The 16,734-nt window shown below is 64.9% G+C and carries 20 protein-coding genes; 8 read left to right on the top strand and 12 right to left on the bottom strand.

Features of this window, described 5'->3' with window-relative positions; translation table 11 throughout:
- Positions 1–21 precede the first annotated feature (21 nt).
- Positions 22–1,698 carry a GMC family oxidoreductase gene (locus E5673_RS01050; RefSeq protein WP_136188596.1) on the top strand — a complete coding sequence of 559 codons (1,677 nt, stop codon included), beginning with the start codon at positions 22–24 and terminating at the stop codon, positions 1,696–1,698.
- A gap of 128 nt (positions 1,699–1,826) precedes the next feature.
- Here the strand turns inward: E5673_RS01050 and E5673_RS01045 are convergent, their stop codons facing one another.
- Entirely contained in the window at positions 1,827–3,653 is a 1,827-nt protein-coding gene (locus E5673_RS01045; protein WP_136188595.1) for a DUF885 domain-containing protein, read from the bottom strand.
- Between the two features lie 135 nt (positions 3,654–3,788).
- Between E5673_RS01045 and E5673_RS19520 the strand changes: the two genes are divergently transcribed.
- Complete coding sequence (locus E5673_RS19520; protein WP_168711540.1) at positions 3,789–3,944, top strand: winged helix-turn-helix transcriptional regulator; 156 nt, start codon at positions 3,789–3,791, stop codon at positions 3,942–3,944.
- 18 nt (positions 3,945–3,962) lie between these two features.
- On the opposite strand, the gene E5673_RS01035 is transcribed toward E5673_RS19520, so the two are convergent.
- Positions 3,963–4,919, bottom strand: coding sequence for a bifunctional methionine sulfoxide reductase B/A protein (locus E5673_RS01035; protein WP_136188594.1), 957 nt, complete (start codon positions 4,917–4,919; stop codon positions 3,963–3,965).
- A 77-nt stretch (positions 4,920–4,996) separates the two neighbouring features.
- Entirely contained in the window at positions 4,997–5,335 is a 339-nt protein-coding gene (locus E5673_RS01030) for a hypothetical protein (RefSeq protein ID WP_107955498.1), read from the bottom strand.
- Between the two features lie 227 nt (positions 5,336–5,562).
- On the opposite strand from E5673_RS01030, the gene E5673_RS01025 reads away from it, so the two are divergent.
- Complete coding sequence (locus E5673_RS01025) at positions 5,563–5,853, top strand: hypothetical protein (RefSeq protein ID WP_136188593.1); 291 nt, start codon at positions 5,563–5,565, stop codon at positions 5,851–5,853.
- Positions 5,841–6,155 carry a hypothetical protein gene (locus tag E5673_RS01020; RefSeq protein ID WP_136188592.1) on the top strand — a complete coding sequence of 105 codons (315 nt, stop codon included), beginning with the start codon at positions 5,841–5,843 and terminating at the stop codon, positions 6,153–6,155. The genes E5673_RS01025 and E5673_RS01020 overlap by 13 nt, the downstream gene beginning before the upstream one ends.
- Before the next feature lie 87 nt (positions 6,156–6,242).
- Here E5673_RS01020 and E5673_RS01015 read toward each other — a convergent pair whose 3' ends face one another.
- The 4 genes from E5673_RS01015 to E5673_RS01000 form a co-directional block, all read right to left on the bottom strand.
- The gene (locus E5673_RS01015) at positions 6,243–6,698 is read right to left on the bottom strand and encodes a PilZ domain-containing protein (RefSeq protein ID WP_107955500.1); all 456 of its coding nucleotides are present in this window, start codon (positions 6,696–6,698) and stop codon (positions 6,243–6,245) included.
- 273 nt (positions 6,699–6,971) lie between these two features.
- Positions 6,972–7,556, bottom strand: coding sequence for a response regulator (locus tag E5673_RS01010; protein WP_136188591.1), 585 nt, complete (start codon positions 7,554–7,556; stop codon positions 6,972–6,974).
- Positions 7,553–9,160 (bottom strand): HAMP domain-containing sensor histidine kinase, encoded by a 1,608-nt coding sequence (locus E5673_RS01005; RefSeq protein ID WP_136188590.1) that lies wholly within the window; start codon positions 9,158–9,160, stop codon positions 7,553–7,555. Before E5673_RS01005 ends, E5673_RS01010 begins: the two co-directional genes overlap by 4 nt.
- A gap of 61 nt (positions 9,161–9,221) precedes the next feature.
- Entirely contained in the window at positions 9,222–10,151 is a 930-nt protein-coding gene (locus tag E5673_RS01000; RefSeq protein WP_136188589.1) for a LysR family transcriptional regulator, read from the bottom strand.
- 110 nt (positions 10,152–10,261) lie between these two features.
- Between E5673_RS01000 and E5673_RS00995 the strand changes: the two genes are divergently transcribed.
- Positions 10,262–11,179 carry an alpha/beta hydrolase gene (locus tag E5673_RS00995; RefSeq protein ID WP_136188588.1) on the top strand — a complete coding sequence of 306 codons (918 nt, stop codon included), beginning with the start codon at positions 10,262–10,264 and terminating at the stop codon, positions 11,177–11,179.
- 104 nt (positions 11,180–11,283) lie between these two features.
- Here the strand turns inward: E5673_RS00995 and E5673_RS00990 are convergent, their stop codons facing one another.
- Positions 11,284–11,733 (bottom strand): MarR family transcriptional regulator, encoded by a 450-nt coding sequence (locus tag E5673_RS00990; RefSeq protein ID WP_210731784.1) that lies wholly within the window; start codon positions 11,731–11,733, stop codon positions 11,284–11,286.
- Positions 11,734–11,850: 117 nt separating this feature from the next.
- Between E5673_RS00990 and E5673_RS00985 the strand changes: the two genes are divergently transcribed.
- The 3 genes from E5673_RS00985 to E5673_RS00975 all read left to right on the top strand — a co-directional run bounded on the left by E5673_RS00985 (position 11,851) and on the right by E5673_RS00975 (position 13,811).
- On the top strand, positions 11,851–12,276 hold the full coding sequence (locus E5673_RS00985; protein WP_136188586.1) for an organic hydroperoxide resistance protein: 426 nt from the start codon (positions 11,851–11,853) through the stop codon (positions 12,274–12,276).
- Between the two features lie 313 nt (positions 12,277–12,589).
- A complete protein-coding gene (locus E5673_RS00980; RefSeq protein ID WP_136188585.1) occupies positions 12,590–12,874 on the top strand; it encodes a hypothetical protein in 285 nt (94 codons plus the stop codon).
- A 421-nt stretch (positions 12,875–13,295) separates the two neighbouring features.
- The gene (locus E5673_RS00975) at positions 13,296–13,811 is read left to right on the top strand and encodes a MucR family transcriptional regulator (protein ID WP_056490139.1); all 516 of its coding nucleotides are present in this window, start codon (positions 13,296–13,298) and stop codon (positions 13,809–13,811) included.
- A 61-nt stretch (positions 13,812–13,872) separates the two neighbouring features.
- On the opposite strand, the gene E5673_RS00970 is transcribed toward E5673_RS00975, so the two are convergent.
- From E5673_RS00970 to plsX, 4 genes are all read right to left on the bottom strand, one after another.
- Positions 13,873–14,232: a MerR family transcriptional regulator gene (locus tag E5673_RS00970; RefSeq protein WP_247599708.1), complete on the bottom strand. Its 360-nt coding sequence runs from the start codon at positions 14,230–14,232 to the stop codon at positions 13,873–13,875.
- 112 nt (positions 14,233–14,344) lie between these two features.
- Positions 14,345–14,644 (bottom strand): integration host factor subunit alpha, encoded by a 300-nt coding sequence (locus E5673_RS00965; RefSeq protein WP_056063634.1) that lies wholly within the window; start codon positions 14,642–14,644, stop codon positions 14,345–14,347.
- 94 nt (positions 14,645–14,738) lie between these two features.
- Positions 14,739–15,707 (bottom strand): beta-ketoacyl-ACP synthase III, encoded by a 969-nt coding sequence (locus tag E5673_RS00960; protein ID WP_136188583.1) that lies wholly within the window; start codon positions 15,705–15,707, stop codon positions 14,739–14,741.
- Positions 15,704–16,732: a phosphate acyltransferase PlsX gene (plsX, locus tag E5673_RS00955; RefSeq protein WP_056054397.1), complete on the bottom strand. Its 1,029-nt coding sequence runs from the start codon at positions 16,730–16,732 to the stop codon at positions 15,704–15,706. The genes E5673_RS00960 and plsX overlap by 4 nt, the downstream gene beginning before the upstream one ends.
- Positions 16,733–16,734 lie beyond the last annotated feature (2 nt).

The raw sequence follows: 16,734 nt of genomic DNA, 5'->3' as shown, positions 1-16,734 counted from the left end.
GGATATTAGGAGAGGAAGATCATGGCCGAGACCAACAGGTTCGACGCGATCGTAATCGGTTCGGGCGTCAGCGGCGGTTTCGCTGCGAAGGAATTGACCGAGAAGGGCCTCCGCGTCCTGATGCTCGACCGCGGCAAGATGGTCGAGCACGGCGAGGGCTACACCTATGACGGCAAGCCCGCCTACGAGGTCCCCGCGCGTAACATTATGCCCAAGCCATTGGTGGACAGCGACTATTTCATCGCCAAGCACGGCTATGTCCAGCCCAGCAACCGCGAGTTCCACAACGACGACCGGCTGAACCCGTACGCCTATGACGAGGGCAGCAAATTCTACTGGATCCGGCCGGGCGCGGTCGGCGGCAAGTCGCTGATCTGGGGCCGCTGGTGCTTCCGCTGGAGCCCGGAGGATTTCGAGGCGAACAAGCGCGACGGCCTCGATGGCGACTGGCCGATCCGCTATGACGACGTCGCGCCGTGGTACAGCTATGTCGAGAAATACATCGGCGTGTCCGGCTCGCGCGAGAACCTCGCCTATTTGCCCGACAGCGAGTTCCAACCGCCGATGCCGATGAACGTCGCCGAGAAGTGGCTGAAGCAAGGTCTCGAATCCAAGTTCCCCGGCCGCAAATTGATCAACACGCGGCTGTCGAACATGACAGAGGACAAGCCCGACCAGAACCGCACGAAATGCCAGTTCCGCAACCAGTGCGGCAATGGCTGCTCGTTCGGTGCCTATTTCTCAACCCAGGCGGTGACCTTGCCAGCCGCGCGCGCGACCGGCCGCCTGACGCTCAAGTCGGACTCCGTCGTCACGAACCTCGTGTACGACGCGACACGCAAAAAGGTCACCGGCGTCAGCTACATTGACGCCAAGACCGGCAAGGCGGAAACGGTCAACGCCGATCTCGTCTTCCTATGCGCCTCGGCGATCGCGTCGACGCAGATCCTACTGAACTCGCGCGCGCCGGGCAGCGACCGCAGCTATTTCGACGAGAGCGGAACGCTGGGCCGCTATGTGATGGACCACATCTTCCGCGTCGGGATCGAAGGCGACATCCCCGGCATGGAGGAGTTCATCGAATTCGGTCGCCGTCCAGGCGGCGTCTACGTGCCGCGTTTCCGCAATATCGGCGGCGACGAGGGCGTCGGCTTCAAGCGCGGCTATGGCTATCAGGGCAGCGCGTATCGCAACCCCGCCGCGCCGGTCGGGTTCGGTGCATCGATGAAGCAGGGCATGCGCAAATACGCGCCTTGGCGCTTCAGCATGGGCGCGTTCGGCGAGTGCCTGCCCTATGCCGACAACAAGGTTTCGCTGCACGCCAGCAAGGTCGACCGGTTCGGCGTGCCGCTGGTCCGCTTCGACGTCCGCTTCCGCGACAACGAACTGAAGATGATGACCGATGCGCGGGCGCAGGGCGAGGCGATGCTGAAAGGTGCAGGGCTCACCAACGTCAAGAGTTCGGAGAGCGAGCACGTCCCCGGCGACGCGATCCACGAAATGGGCGGCGCTCGCATGGGCCGCGACCCACGCACCTCGGTGCTCAACGAATGGAGCCAGGCGCACGCCGCCTCGAACCTCTACGTCACCGACGGCGCGCAGATGGCGTCGATCTCGTGCGTGAACCCGTCGCTGACCTTCATGGCCCTGACCGCACGCGCCGCCGATCATGCGGTCAAATCGCTTCGGAAGGCCTAGGCGCTAGGCGGGCAAGCTGCTCACGCGTCGTCCCCACCGCGGTTCATGACTGGCGCTTGGCGAGGCAGGGATAAACCCTGTCCACCAGGCGCCAACCGAACCATTCTAGCAGGGTAGCGCCCGTACGATTATTTCGCTGCCCCGCCGCCGGCAGCGATCCAGGCGTCGATCTTGCGTTCGAGCACCGGCATCGGCAGCGATCCGGTATCGAGCACCTGCGCATGGAAATCACGCGGATCGAACTTCGCGCCGAGTGCCGCCTGCGCCTTCGCTTTGGTCCGCGCGATCGTCAGCTGACCGATCTTGTACGCCAGTGCCTGCCCCGGAATGGCGATGTAGCGCTCTACCTCGGCAGTCGCATCGGTCCGCGCCATCGGCGAATTGGCGAGCATGTAGTCGATCGCCTGATCGCGCGTCCAACCCTTGGCATGGATGCCGCTGTCGACCACCAGCCGCATTGCGCGCAGCATCTCGTCGTTCAGCCCGCCCATCCGCTGATAAGGATCGGTCTCCATGCCGAGTTCCTTCCACAGGCTTTCGGCATACAGCGCCCAGCCCTCGACATACGCGGTGTTGCCACCGAACCGCATGAAGGCTGGCAGCGCGGTGTTCTCCTGCGCGAGACTGATCTGGAAATGATGCCCCGGCACGCCCTCGTGCAGGAACAGCGTCTCCATCTCCCACATGTAGCGCGAAGGCAGGTCGTAGGTATTGTAATAGAATACCCCGGGCCGCAGGCCGTCAGGCGTTCCGCCCTGATACGAGCCACCGGCCTCGGTCTTTTCCTTGAAGGCTGGGACCGGGCGGATCTCGAGCGCGGTCTTCGGCGTCAGCGAGAATTGCTCGGGAATGCGCTGGTCGATGCGCTTCTCGATCGCACGATAGCCGTCGCGCAACTGGTCGACCGAACTCGGCTGGAACTGCTTGTCGGTGCGCAGGAAGGTGAAGAAAGCCGGTAGATCGCCCTTGAACCCGACCGCCTGCTTCTGCGCCTCCATCCCCTTCAGAATCCGCGCGACCTCGGACAGGCCGAGCTGGTGGACCTGCTCGGCGGTCATCGGCAGCGTGGTGTTCTTGCGGATCAGATACGCATAATAGGCATCGCCCTCGGGCAGCGCGGACAGGCCTACCGTGTCGCGCGCAACCGGCAGATACGTCTTGGCGAGAAAGTCCCGCATCCGCTGGTGCGCAGGCGTGATGACATTGCGGATCTGCGCCGCATAGGCCGCCTTCAGTCGCGTCTGGTCGGCCGCCGAGATCGACGCGGGGAAGGTCTTCACCGGGCCGTAGAAGGTCGATCCCTCGACACCTTCGGCGATGAGGTTGTCGAACTCCTGGATCATGTTGGTCACGACCAGCTTAGGCTGGACGATCCTGTCCTTCATGCCCTGGCGGAACAGCCCGATCGCGCGGTCCAGCACCGCGGCATATTGCGCGTTGCGCTTCAGGTTGTTCTCATAGTCGACGAGCGTCTTGAACGGCGCTGCGCCCTTGCCCGATGCGAGGTCGGGATAGAAGGTCTGGAACCCGTTGAAATGGTCGATCGGCAGGTCGCGCTCGACCCTGACGATTGCGGGGGCGTAGCCGGCAAGGTCGGTCTCGTTGCGCGTCTTGAACACGTCGTACGCGATCTGGTCGGTCGCGGTCAGCTTCGTCCGGTCGATCGTCTTGAGCGCGGCCAGATCATGCTCGATCGCCGCGCGTTCGGCGGCCAGATACGCATCGGTCAGATAATCGCCGAGCCGGTCCGCATAGCGCAAATCGCCGCGGAAGATCCCCTCGATCGGATTGCGTTTCAGGCTCGCCTCGTCGCTGTCGTAGAACACCCGCTTGAGCCGCGCATCGTCCGCACTCTCACCGGGCTGCGCGACGGGAGGCGGCAGCGCCTGCGCACTCGCCGCGGCGCTGCAGACGGTCGTGGACAGGAAAGCGGCAAGCAGCAGTTTGACGGACAACGCGTGTTCCTTTGGATGCGATGACACGGGGTAGGATGCGGCAGGATTTCCCGCAAGCGCCGCCCGTGTCCGCTCGAACTGCAACGAGCGGGCGCGCTCAGGAGGCGGCCTCTGTGCTGACGCGGACCGACCAACATGAGGGTCCCGCCGCGGCTTGATTATAGCCTGACGCCAATAAGGCGGAGCCTGGCCGAAGCGTTGGCTCCGCTATGCGCCTATGGGACCGAAAACATGGCGGAGGTCACGCGCGTGTTCGCCGAACGCGACAATTGGCAGCGCAAGGCAGGCTGATCACCGTTCGCGCCGCGCTTAGTCCGCTTCGGCGCGGCGCGGCAGTTTCCAGTTCGGGCGGACGAAATGGCAGGTGTAGCCGTTCGGCTTGCGCTCGAGGTAATCCTGGTGCTCGGGCTCGGCCTCCCAGAAATCGCCGACCGGGGAGAGTTCGGTCACGACCTTGCCCGGCCATAGGCCCGATGCCTCGACGTCGGCGATCGTCTCCTGCGCGACCGCCTTCTGATCGTCGTCGGTGTAGAAGATCGCCGAGCGGTAGCTCGCGCCGCGATCGTTGCCCTGCCGGTTGACCGTCGTCGGGTCGTGGATCTGGAAGAAGAATTCGAGCAGCGTGCGAAAGTCGGTGCGTGCCGGATCGAAGACGATCTCGATCGCTTCGGCATGGTTGCCGTGGCGGCGATACGTCGCATTGGCGATGTCCCCGCCCGAATAGCCGACGCGGGTCGAGACCACGCCGGGCAGCGCGCGGATCAGGTCCTGCATCCCCCAGAAGCATCCGCCGGCGAGTACCGCGCGTTCGGTCCGGGCCGGAACTTCCTCGACCTGATCGAGATACGCGGCATAGCCTTGCGCCACCATCTCTTCGCGCGGGACGAAGCGCAACGCTGCCGAATTGATGCAGTAGCGCAGGCCCCCACGGCTTCTCGGACCGTCCTTGAAGACGTGACCCAGGTGACTGTCGCCATGCGCCGAACGAACTTCGGTACGCGGGATCAGCATCGACCAGTCGCGCCTGGCCTTGACGTTCGCCGGTTCGATCGGCCGCGTGAAGCTCGGCCAACCGCAACCGGACTCGTATTTGTCGGCGCTGGCGAACAGCGGCTCGCCCGAGACGATGTCGACGTAGATCCCCGCGTCCTTGGTGTGCAGCAACGCACCGGAACCGGGGCGCTCGGTCGCATTCTCCTGCGTCACCCGGTATTGTTCGGGCGTCAGCGCGGCGACGGCATCTTCGGTCTTGTGGTAACTGGTCATGGCGGCACTCCGTTGACCGGAATGTGGTGTGCCGTCATCTCGCTGTCGAGATGCGGGCAGGCACCGCCGCCCTGCGATCAGCGCTGTTTCTTGGTCAGGGTCGCGGTGAAATCGGGATCCTTGTTCGCGACCCAGTCGACGAACTTGCGCACCGCCGGGTCGGCCAGCAGTCCCTCGACGTCCATGCCGTGGCGTTGCAGCTCGGAATTGGTGAAGTTCGCGGTCAGCGTCTGCTGGCAGATCGGATGCATCGGCACGACGTCGCGGCCGCCCCGGCTCTTGGGGACGGGATGGTGCCAGACGATGGTCTTGCCGGTCGGGCGACCACATAGCCAGCACGCGACGATCGCAACGGGCGCGTCCTCCTCGGCCTGCGGATCTTCATAGGGACCGTGTTTCGAATGTTTGCGCGCCATGCGTCTGTCTCAAGTCCCGATGATTGCGACGCCTTCCTTAGCGGGGCGGGCGCCGTTGCGACAGTCGGCTGGTGCCGGCCGCGCACGGCAGGGCAAAGCGACCCGCGGCGTTCGAACGTTCATCGGGGCGACCTTGATCAAGCAATGTCGCGAGCTATTACGCGAACAGTAATCGGCAAAGACCGGCGAACAATCGTGAACCGCGGTAGAATATCCGAGGAGTAGGTATGAGGCCGAATAATATTAAATGGTTTGTTCTCACCGGGATAGCGGCATTCTTCGGCGTGATATTCGGCATGACGGGGGCGCAATCCTTGTCCGGCGGCGCGGCGGTCGTGATCTTCGGGGGGCTGTTCGTCGCCGCCACCGCGTTCGTGATCTGGTCGCTGTCCGGCAACAGGGTCGGCAAGACTGCGCCGCCTGCCGTTATTGCGGACGCGCGGACGCTTCGGCCGGCTGCGGGTAGCGCGCGGATCTATGTCGTGCGGCGCGCTTCATGGGTGGCATGGCCGGTATGAAAATCGACATCCACGGCGTCGCGTCGGGGCAGATCCGGATGAACCAATTCGTCATGGCCGAGGTCCCGCCCGGCACGTACACCGTCGAGACCGCAATGGCGCGCAACGGCATCAAGCCGTCGAATTCTCAAACCACGTTGTCCGTGCAAGGCGGCGACGTCGTGGTGATCCTGGCGATGCTGAAGGTCCAGTCGCTGCACTCGACTACCACGCAAGAGCAAATCGTCGGCACGGAAGCGCGAACCGCCGTCGCCACGACCAAGATGATCGAATGGACCAACCGATCGGCTTCGGTCGCATAGCCATGTGAAGGTGCTGTCCCGCGAAGCCTCCGGCTCGCGTCGCTCGGCAGCACGGCGCGCTGGAAACTGTCGTTCCCCGCAGGCGCGTCAGCTCACCGCACCAGCGAGCACGTCGACGGTCGTACCGAGGGGAGCCACCAGCGCCTGGTAACAGGACATGGCCGCGAAGCAGGCGATACCCGCGCCGATGATCGCCAGGCAGACGAACTGGAATGCCGATGCGCGGCGTTTGGTACGGTCGGTCTGCTCGACGATCCGCCGGGCGGACTGTTCGCGCTTCATCGCGCGGCGGTCGGCGTCGGCGGCGGGGGGGCGATGTTTCAGGACGGGTTCGCTCAGCAATGCAGCCAGGCTGACCGGATCCTGCGTCCGGACGCCGAAGCGGCTGCCACCGTTCCACACCACGCGACCAATGATGACGAGGGTCCCGCGGCGGATGTCGACATAGGTGCCGAGGATCGGCGGTTCGCTGCTTGATACGAGCAGGCCCTTGTCGGACACGTCATGAATGCATCCGTTCGACCATTTGCCGCCGACATTCATGCGACAGGGAACCGAGAGTTCCTTCAAAGCGCGCAATTCTCATCCGATCTGGTTGGATCATCGTCCAGAATGCGTATCCCGGTGTCGAAGCGCACCCAATCCGGGAAATATACCGAGACGCGTCATGCATTGCCGACAGCGCCGAGGATGGCGCATCGAGACCGGTCAGCGCGCATCGACCGAATAGCGGTCCCAGCATTCCAGCGGCCGCCGACCGCATCGCCCGAATCCACATCAAGCTTACCCATCCGGTGGTCCGATCGACCGCGGGGATTACCGTGCGAGCGCGATCAACTGGGCGATGCCGTTGGTGCCGGTCTTCGCGACGATCGCGGCACGGTGATCCTCCACCGTCTTCGGGCTGATGTCGAGCGCGGCGGCAATCGCCTGGTTGTTGTGGCCCTTCACGAGCAGGTCGAACACCTGGCGCTGCCGCGGCGTCAGCCCCGCGGTCCGTGCGAGTGCGGAGCGTTGCGCCTTTGACCAGGCGACGCCCTTGGCGATGGCGGCGAGCAACCGGTCCTCGTCGATCGGCTTTTCGAGATAGTCGAGGCCGCCATAGCGACGCACCGAATCGACTGCGTTGGCGGTCGTCGGCCACGCGGTCATGAAGATGATCGCGACCGCGGGGTCGAGTAGTCGGACGCGATCGGCAAAGTCGAACCCGTCGATCTCGCCCATCATCACGTCGGTGACGATGCAGTGCGCCGGGGCGCGCTCGTACACCTCCAGCAACGGGGCCGGATCCAAGAACGGTTCCGCGACATGACCGTGACGGCGAAGCAGACGTGCGACCGCAGCGCCAAGGTCCTGGTCGTCATCGACGACATACACCATGCCACACGCCGTATCGGTCATTCGGGCTCTCCAACGAGCGGAAGGGCAATGGTCGCGCGCGTTTGCCCCGCCGTATCGGTGATGCGCGACAGGGTGCCACCATGCGCCTCGACGATCGCGCGGGCGACGAGGATGCCGACGCCCATGCCGGGTTGCTCGGGGCGGGTCGGGCGCGATCCGTTCACGACCACCAGCTCCACGCCTCGGTTCGTGCGCGTCACGCCGAGCGTCACGGTGCCGTTGCCACAAGCCTGGACCGCGTTGCGCACCAGGTTGACGATCGCCTGCGCCAGCTCGACCTCCTGCGCGAGGATGACGAGGTCGGGCGCAACGGCGTCGATCGACAGCGTGACACCGTGCGATTTCGCCTCGGGCCGGGCCAGCGCCGCGACGGTGTCGATCAACGTCGCGAGCGGCAGGGGCGTCGGCACGTCGACCGTCCGTCCGCCGAACCGCCGGAGCCGGCGGACGAGCGTTGACAATGCGGCGGCCTTGCGATCGATCAGCGCCGCGGTGGTCGCGATCTCGACATCGGCCGAGACGGTCAGCTCGTGCAGATGCTTGGCCTCGATCGCCAGCGTCGAGAGTGGCTGGCTGATCTCGTGGATGACCGCCACCGACATTGCCCGCAACGTCTTCAACCGTTCGGCCTGGAACAACAGGCGATCACGGCGTTCCAGGTCGACGCGCACCCTGGCCTGTGCGTCGGCGAAGCTGCCGGCGAGATACCCGACGACCATGATCGAGGCGAGGCTCATGTGCAGCGCGAGGCGCCCGCCCATGTCCATCGGCATCGCGGTTTGCGGCAGGACCATCGCCGCGACGACGACGATCGCCAGCCAGCTCGCCAGTCGCCCGAACCGCAGCCCGATCCACGCGACCGCGAGCAGGACGGGGGTATGCGGCGTGCCCAGGCCGATCCGCGCGAGCAGGATCTCGATCGCGAACGACGCGACCAGGATCACCACGGCCTCCGCGACCGACGCCATGCTCGGGCGTCCGGGCCGCAACGCGCTGCCCGTCGCAAGGTCCGCCACCCAGAGCAGGGGCGGTGCCAGCAGCAGGACGCCGAGCAGGTCGCCGACGACGAACCCGGTCAGCGACGTCACCGTCTCGCGCAGTCCGGACACGCCGGTGAGATCGGGGCGTAGCAACGACCAGGGCAGCGCGGTCAACGCAGCGGCGGCGGGCGCGCCGACCGAGGCGAGGCCGAGCGGCATCGGCGCAACGCTCATGCTCGTCTGCGCACGATCCGCCATCGTCCGGACCAGCAGCACGATCAGGCCATAGACCAGCGGCGGACGGATCACGCCGATCAGCGCGGTCAGCCATCCCGCCGACCGCGGATCGATCACGCCGGTGCCAATCTGCACGAGGATCTCGGTCACGATGATCGCAACGGTCAAGCGCGGCCCACGCCGCCACAGCAGCGCAATGCGGAAGCCGGCAGCGGGATACAGCAGCGAATAGAAACCGCGCCCGCCCCATTCGGCGGCGATATGATGCGCCGCCAGGAACGCGAGCGCATACCCGACCAGCCAGGGCAGGTCGGCGACCGTCGGCAGGACGGTAGTGGCGCGGGAGGGGGTATGGGGCTCTACGAAGGGCTTGGCGAGCGTCGTCATCACGGCCTCCCTGCCAGATCGAAACGCCGCAGCCTATCCGGGCGTATCCCGGAATGCGATCCTAGGCGGAAGGTGGCACGCCGCGATCGCTCGGCGGCAAGTCCCAATAGGGCGGATCGCCGAACGAGCCCCTGAGGCTCAGCGTCAGGGCAGCGATCTTCGCTGATGCGCTGCGCTCTCGCGGATAGGCGATGTACAGTTCGGCACCCTCGGCCGCGCAGCCGATATCGATCCTGACCAAGGCCCCGGTCGCGACATCGGCATGTGCGAAGAACGTCGGCAGCAACGTGATGCCCAGACCGGCGCGCGCCGCGTCGCGCATCACTAGGCCATTGTTGACGCGTAGCGCGGCGCGCGGTCGCACGACGGTCCACCCGTCGGCGCTCGCAAAACGCCAGTCGGCATCGCGGTTCGCGTAGAGAATGCCGCAATGCGCTTCGAGGTCGGCAACGCTTTGCGGCACGCCGTGCTGCGCGAGGTAGGCGGGCGAGGCCAGGAGGATGCGCTGGCTGGTGGCGAGCCGCTTGGCGACCAGCCTGGTGTCGGCGATCGTGCCGTGGCGAATGACCGCGTCGAAGCCGTCGGCCGCCGCATCGACGAAGCGGTCGTCGAGTTCGAGCGTCAGGTCGATGCCCGGATGGTCGGCGAGGAAGCGACAGATTGCTGGTCCGAGATGCAGCACGCCGAAGCCGACCGGCGCGGACAGGCGCAGCGGCCCGACCAGCGTGCCACGCCGTGCCGCCATCTCCGCGGCGCCTTCCGCTGCCTCGTACAGGATCCGCTGCGCGCGCGGCAGGAAGGTCTGGCCGTCCTCGGTCAGCGACAGCTTGCGCGTCGTGCGTTGGATCAGGCGCGTGTCGAGCAATCGCTCCAGCTCCGCCAGTCGTTCGCTGACCACCGATTTGGCGTTGCCCAAGCGCCGCGCCGCCGCGCTGATCGACCCCGCTTCCGCGGTGGCAACGAACGCCGCAATACCGTCGAGCTTCATCATCGTTCGACAATCCCGGAAGGCGGTTTCGGCTTTTGCCGGCTAGTGCGAACGGTGCTCGCGCGGCACGCTCCTGTCCAGTTGCAGCGGCAATGCTGCCCAGGAGCACCGCGATGTTACGACATGCCGCTGCCGCCATCCTGGCGATACTCGTCGCCACGCCCGCGCTGGCACAAGTTCAGCCGTTCCCACCCGGCTTCACCGAACGCGATGTCGTGACGAACGGTACGACGATCCATGTGCGCGCGGGGGGCCACGGTCCGGCGGTCCTGTTGCTGCACGGCTATGGCGAGACCGGTGACATGTGGGCGCTGCTCGCCGCCGATCTGGTGCGCGACCACCTGGTGATCGTTCCCGACCTGCGCGGCATGGGCCTCTCATCGAAACCGGCGGGCGGGTACGACAAGTCGACGCAGGCAGTCGACATGGTCGGTGTGCTCGACGCGCTGCAGATCGATAGGACCGATCTGGTGACGCACGATATCGGCAACATGGTCGGCTATGCCTTCGCCGCCCGGAACCGTGACCGAGTTACCCGGTTCGTCCTGATGGACGCGCCCTTGCCCGGCATCGGGCCGTGGGACGAACTGCTGAAGAACCCGCTGCTCTGGCATTTCCGGTTCGGCGGTCCCGATATGGAGCGGCTCGTCGCGGGTCGCGAGCGCATCTATCTCGACCGGTTCTGGAACGAGTTCTCGGCGTCACCGGCGAAGTTCAGCGAAGCCTCCCGCGTTCATTATGCCGCGCTCTATGCCCGGCCCGGCGCGATGCACGCGGGCTTTGCGCAGTTCGCCGCGTTCGACCGCGACGCAGCGGACAATGCCGGCTTCGTCGCGGCGGGCAAGCTGACCATGCCGGTGCTTGCCATCGGTGGCGCCAAGTCGTTCGGGCCGATGATGGCGACGGTAATGCGGTTCGCCGCGAGCGACGTGACGCAGGTGGTGATCCCGGACTCGGGCCACTGGCTGATGGAAGAACAGCCTGTCGCGACGATCTCAGCCGTACGCGGGTTCTTGGACACCAAACGATAAGGACGGGTAGGCGTCGATCTTCGCGTACGTACTTCCCAGCCGAGTCAGTCGGCCTCGTTCGACCGATCGTCAGTCATGCCTGCAGAATTGGCGCGTTACGAGCGTCACTGCATCGCCGAACGGTCCCCTGCAAGTGCTCGCCGCAGCGCCGCGACCTCCACGTTCAGGGCTGCGAGTCGATCCTGCGTCATGCCGGACCGCTCGACGATCAGCGGGCCAAGACACCCTGTCTCCGCCCACCGCGCCCTGCCGGTCTCAGTTAGACGTACGCGCACCTGTCGTTCGTCGGCGGGATTGCGGATGCGCGTGACCAGCCCCGCCGCCTCCAGCCGTTTCGCCAACGGCGTGATCGTGCTCGGTTCGAGTGCCAACCGTTCGGCGATCGCGCCGATCGAACAGCCATCCTCCGCCTCGTTGAGCGTCTGGAGGACGAGAAACTGTGGATAGGTGATGCCGAGCCGGTCGAGCACGGGCTTGTACGCGCGATTTATCGCGATCGTCGCGGCATAGAGCGAAAAGCAGAGCTGGTCGTCGAGGGGCAGGGGATCGGACACGGCAGGCTCCTTCACGCTCGACCGTACATAAAATTGCTTATCGCGGCAAATCTTACTGGACTTCGGTACCGCCACATCATAGATCGTTATCGCGATAAGCAATATGGAGATTTCAGCATGTCCGTCGATGTAAAATACACCACCGAAGCTACCGCAACCGGCGGCCGCGACGGCCATGCACGGTCGCAGGACGGCCGTTTCGACGTCGCGCTCTCGACGCCGAAAGAACTGGGCGGCGCAGGCGGCGACGGCAGCAACCCCGAGCAGCTGTTCGCAGCCGGCTATTCCGCGTGCTTCATCGGCGCACTGAAGGTCGCTGGCCAGCAGTTGAAGGTGAAGCTGCCCGACGACGTCTCGGTCACCGCGAAAGTCGGTATCGGCCCGCGTTCGGCTGGCGGTTTCGGGATCACCACCGACCTGACCGTGTCGCTGCCAGGCATCGACCGCGCCGAAGCGCAGCGTCTGGTCGATGCCGCACACGAAATCTGCCCCTATTCGAACGCCACCCGCGGCAACGTCGATGTCGGCCTGACGCTCGCCTGAAGGTGAAGCCCTGACGGTCGGGCGGCACGTCCGCTGCCCGACCGTCTTTAATTGGCAGCAAGACCAAGTCGCTGACGTCGAGCGGCCTCTAAGTCACGTCCCATGCGTGTTGACATTGATGGTCACGGCTCCGATGTAACTTGCATGTACGCTCCTGCGACACATAAGCGTTTTCTCGACCATTCGGGTCAACTCGCCGCACGCGGTTAGCCCGAGCTCGCGGCTGTTCGCCGTTCGAGTTCGGGCTTTATTCGATCTGAGCTTTGGGACGTGCTCTGCGCGCCCATGATCTCGAGTAAACGGAAACCGCACAGTGTCGGAACAGAACCCTGATAAAGATAGTCGCCCTTTGGCGGATCATGACGTCGAACTGCAGGATCGCGCCTCGCAGCCCTTCCTTAGAATGAGGCCGAAGCATTTTTTCTCGAACCAGTTCGAACTGGAGATCGTCGAAAACTATTCTGCCGATGATGGCGATCGTCGCGCTCGCAAGCAGCCGAACTGGTTGAACCGCTTCATCGACGTGAATCTTATCCTAATGATCCTCGTGATCGGCGTGCCAATCCTGTTATATTGCATTGTCGCGTCGGCGAAATAGGCGTCGGACTCGCGGTACAGGACTGTTCGTCACGATGTCGCGGGCAGTCCGCGAGCGAGAGGGTCGCCGGCGACCTTCCGCAAAATCCGTGCCGATAAGCAAGTAACGCTAGTTACCCACCGGACTTCCGCGCCGCCTATCCATGATAGGTAAGGATGCAATACGCTTAATGCGGCGTGATATTACCGTGTTGCGCGCGCGATGCAGCACGTTTCATAGATTTGATCATCTACTCCGACATCTACCGAGCGGGGCCGGAGTAGCGACGAAGCCCAGCCAGTATCAGTCAAGCCGATTATATTTATGTCGGACGATGAACAAAATGTAATGATGCACGTATGTTAAACACCTGGTGTTCAATTTCATACAAATATAGTAGGCGCCTGCCAGCAGGGGTGCATTACGAATTCAAGGACATACCGTGACCGATACACTTAATACAGTCGAGCTCGCCGCCGAACTGACGGCAGCATGGCTTGCCAACCCCAATACGCGCACTGCGGCCGACGACGTGCCTGCGTTCCTCGTCGCGATGCATTCGGCCGTCGAGAAGCTGGTCGGCAATGGCGAAGCGGAGCCCGAGGCAACAGCACAGCCGACGTCCGAGCCAGCCGTTTCGGTCCGCAAGTCGCTGGCATCGCCCGATCACATCATCTCGATGCTCGACGGCAAGAAGTACAAGACGCTGCGTCGTCACCTGTCGACCAACGGCATGACGCCGGAGCAGTATCGCGAGCGCTTCAACCTGAAGTCCGACTATCCGATGGTCGCCGCGACCTATTCGGAAGCGCGCCGTGCGATGGCGAAGTCGATCGGGCTTGGTCGCAAGGCAGGTGCAACGGTTGAGAAGGCGTCGGAAGACGCAGTGAAGACCGTTCGCAAGGGCGGCAAGGCAGCGCTTGATGCCGCCAAGAAGACGCTCGGCAGCGAGGATTGAGATCGGCGAGGGGGGAGGGCGTCGTCCTTCCCCTCTCCCCTTCACGACGGCCAGTTACGCGCTATGCGCGCCGGCCGTCCTCGACCAACGCCTGCGCTAAAAGCGCGCGGATCGCACGCAGCGCCGGTATCACCGGCTCGATTGTGTCGGTCGTGACCGGCATTGTCTTTTCGGCCGCAAGCAGTCGCTGCACGCCGCGGACGGTATAACCTTCGCGGTTGAGCAGCGTATCGATGCGCCGGACCAATACCGCATCCTCGGCACGGTAATAGCGCCGGTTCCCCGCGCGCTGCAGCGGCCGCAACTGCGGAAACCGGGTCTCCCAATAGCGCAGGATATGCTGTGGCAGGCCGGTCTCACGCGAGAGTTCGCCGATCGTCCTGAACGCAGCGCCCGCCTTGCCCGGCCCCGCCGTCGCTATGCCCACGGCACCTAAGGATGTGCTGCCGTCGTCGGAACCGGGATCGCCCGCTACGTCGATGTCGTCCGTAAAATCGCCACCGGAAGTATCGGCGTCATCGGGCATTACAGAATCAGTCGGCGCCGACGATGCGCTCACGCATCATCTGGCTCGCGCGGAACGTCAGGACGCGACGCGGTGCGATCGGCACCTCGATGCCCGTCTTCGGATTACGGCCGACCCGCTCGCCCTTGTCGCGGAGTACGAACGTGCCGAACCCCGAGATCTTGACGTTCTCGCCTTCGGACAGTGCGCCGCACATCTCGGAAAGAATCTGTTCCACGATCTTCGAGGAATCCGCACGCGACAATCCCACCTCGCGGTGGAGGGACTCGGCCAGATCGGCGCGCGTCAATGTACCGGTCATCGTCATTCGCAAGCTCCCAGTCTCGGCGCTTCTCTACACAAGCAGGATCGCGACCGGAAGAACTTTTGTTCTACAAGTGAATCGATCTCTTTCTACGAGATTAGAAGCGGATAACCGCCGCGCCCCAGGTAAACCCGCCGCCCATCGCCTCGAGTACGACGATCTGGCCTTGTCGGACACGTCCATCGCGCACCGCGACGTCGAGCGCGAGCGGCACGGAGGCGGCCGACGTGTTGGCATGCTGGTCGACGGTGACCACCACCTTGCCCGCCGCGAGGCCCAGTTTGCGCGCGGTCGCGTCGAGGATCCGCGCGTTCGCCTGATGCGGCACGACCCAGTCGACCTGATCCGAAGACAAGCCAGCCATCGCCAGCGACTCGGTCATCACCGAAGCCAGGTTGGTGACCGCGTGGCGGAAGACCTCGCGGCCCTTCATGCGCAGCTTGCCGACGGTGCCGGTCGTCGAGACGCCGCCGTCGACATAGAGAAGCGCGTTGTGACGGCCGTCCGCGTGCAGCTTGGTCGTCAGGATGCCGCGACCACCTTCGTCCGCGGTCTCCTGCGCCTCCAGCACGATCGCGCCGGCGCCGTCGCCGAATAGCACGCACGTCGTCCGGTCTTCCCAGTCGAGGATGCGGCTGAACGTCTCGGCGCCAATCACCAGCGCGCGCTTGGCGACGCCGCTGCGGATCATGCTGTCGACCACCTGCACCGCGTACAGGAAGCCCGAGCAGACCGCCGCCACGTCGAACGCGACGCAATCGTTGATGCCGAGCATAGCCTGCACCTTGGTGGCGCTGGCGGGGAAGGTCTGGTCGGGGGTCGCGGTGGCGAGAACGATCAGGTCGATGCTGTCGGCTTCGATCCCCGCCGCCGTCAAAGCCGCGCGGCATGCGTCGGCGGCCAGTGTCGCGGTCGTCTCGCCTTCGCCGGCGATGTGACGGAAGCGGATGCCGGTGCGCTCGACGATCCACTCGTCGCTCGTATCGACCTGCTCCGCCAGCTCGGCGTTCGAGACGCGACGCGCGGGCAGGGCGGAGCCGGTGCCGATGACGACCGAACGGATCATGCCGCCTTCTCCACGCTGCCAAGATCATCGGCGATCCGCCGCACCAGATCGTTTCGCACCATCTTGGCGGCATTGCCGATCGCCGTCGCGACGCCGCGCTCGGTAGCGCCGCCGTGGCTCTTCACGACGATGCCGTTGAGCCCGAGGAATACCGCACCGTTGTGATTGTTGGGATCGAGGTGATCGCGCAGCAACTCGGTCGCCGGCCGTGAGATCAGGAAGCCGAGCTTCGACCGCACCGAACTGCGGAACGCGCGCTTGAGCAGGTCGGCGACGAATCGCGCGGTGCCCTCGGCGGTCTTCAGCGCGATGTTGCCTGAGAATCCGTCGCACACGACGACGTCGACCTCGCCGCGCGACAGGCGGTCGCCTTCGATGAAGCCGTTGAACTGCATGTCGACAGCGGGCGTCGCACGCAGCTGGGCCGCCGCATCACGGATCTCGTCCGTACCCTTCATGTCCTCGCTGCCGATATTCAGCAGCGCGACGCGAGGATGCGGGATGTCGAGCGCGGTGCGGGCATAGGCGGCGCCCATGATCGCGAACTGGACGAGGTTGCGCGCGTCGCATTCGGTGTTCGCGCCGAGGTCGAGCATCACCATGTCGGTGTCGCCGAGCGTCGGCAGACGCGCCGCGAGCGCCGGCCGGTCGATCCCGGGCAGCATCCGCAACGACAGCTTCGCCATCGCCATCAGCGCGCCGGTATTCCCCGACGACACCGCAGCGGCGGCGCGACCCTGTTTCACCAGGTCGATCGCGATGCCCATCGAGGTCTTCTTGGCACGCCGAATCGCCTGGGTCGGCTTGTCGCTCGACCCGACGACTTCCGGCGCGTGGACGATCTCCGAATGCTGCGATAGGTTCGGATGAGCCTTCAGCCCCTCGCGAATCGCAGCTTCGTCGCCGACCAGCAGGAAGCGCATGCCCTCGAATTGATGACGCGCGCGAGCGACACCGGCGAGCATCACTGCCAGCCCGTCATCGCCACCCATCGCATCGACCGCGATCCAGCCGCTGTCGGGCATCG

Origin of the sequence: Sphingomonas sp. PAMC26645 (assembly GCF_004795835.1) — a bacterium.
Lineage (GTDB): Bacteria > Pseudomonadota > Alphaproteobacteria > Sphingomonadales > Sphingomonadaceae > Sphingomonas.
Note: the sequence above shows the minus strand (reverse complement) of the source record. Positions and strands in the feature narration are given on the sequence as shown.

Coding starts and splice junctions, on each gene's coding strand:
- plsX (WP_056054397.1), bottom strand. CDS start 16,732: ATGCCCGACAGCGGCTGGATCGCGGTCGATGCGATGGGTGGCGATGAC.
- E5673_RS00995 (WP_136188588.1), top strand. CDS start 10,262: ATGTTACGACATGCCGCTGCCGCCATCCTGGCGATACTCGTCGCCACG.
- E5673_RS19520 (WP_168711540.1), top strand. CDS start 3,789: ATGAGGGTCCCGCCGCGGCTTGATTATAGCCTGACGCCAATAAGGCGG.
- E5673_RS00965 (WP_056063634.1), bottom strand. CDS start 14,644: ATGACGATGACCGGTACATTGACGCGCGCCGATCTGGCCGAGTCCCTC.
- E5673_RS01050 (WP_136188596.1), top strand. CDS start 22: ATGGCCGAGACCAACAGGTTCGACGCGATCGTAATCGGTTCGGGCGTC.
- E5673_RS01000 (WP_136188589.1), bottom strand. CDS start 10,151: ATGATGAAGCTCGACGGTATTGCGGCGTTCGTTGCCACCGCGGAAGCG.
- E5673_RS01020 (WP_136188592.1), top strand. CDS start 5,841: ATGGCCGGTATGAAAATCGACATCCACGGCGTCGCGTCGGGGCAGATC.
- E5673_RS01015 (WP_107955500.1), bottom strand. CDS start 6,698: ATGAATGTCGGCGGCAAATGGTCGAACGGATGCATTCATGACGTGTCC.
- E5673_RS00985 (WP_136188586.1), top strand. CDS start 11,851: ATGTCCGTCGATGTAAAATACACCACCGAAGCTACCGCAACCGGCGGC.
- E5673_RS01035 (WP_136188594.1), bottom strand. CDS start 4,919: ATGACCAGTTACCACAAGACCGAAGATGCCGTCGCCGCGCTGACGCCC.
- E5673_RS01030 (WP_107955498.1), bottom strand. CDS start 5,335: ATGGCGCGCAAACATTCGAAACACGGTCCCTATGAAGATCCGCAGGCC.
- E5673_RS01025 (WP_136188593.1), top strand. CDS start 5,563: ATGAGGCCGAATAATATTAAATGGTTTGTTCTCACCGGGATAGCGGCA.
- E5673_RS01010 (WP_136188591.1), bottom strand. CDS start 7,556: ATGACCGATACGGCGTGTGGCATGGTGTATGTCGTCGATGACGACCAG.
- E5673_RS00960 (WP_136188583.1), bottom strand. CDS start 15,707: ATGATCCGTTCGGTCGTCATCGGCACCGGCTCCGCCCTGCCCGCGCGT.
- E5673_RS01005 (WP_136188590.1), bottom strand. CDS start 9,160: ATGACGACGCTCGCCAAGCCCTTCGTAGAGCCCCATACCCCCTCCCGC.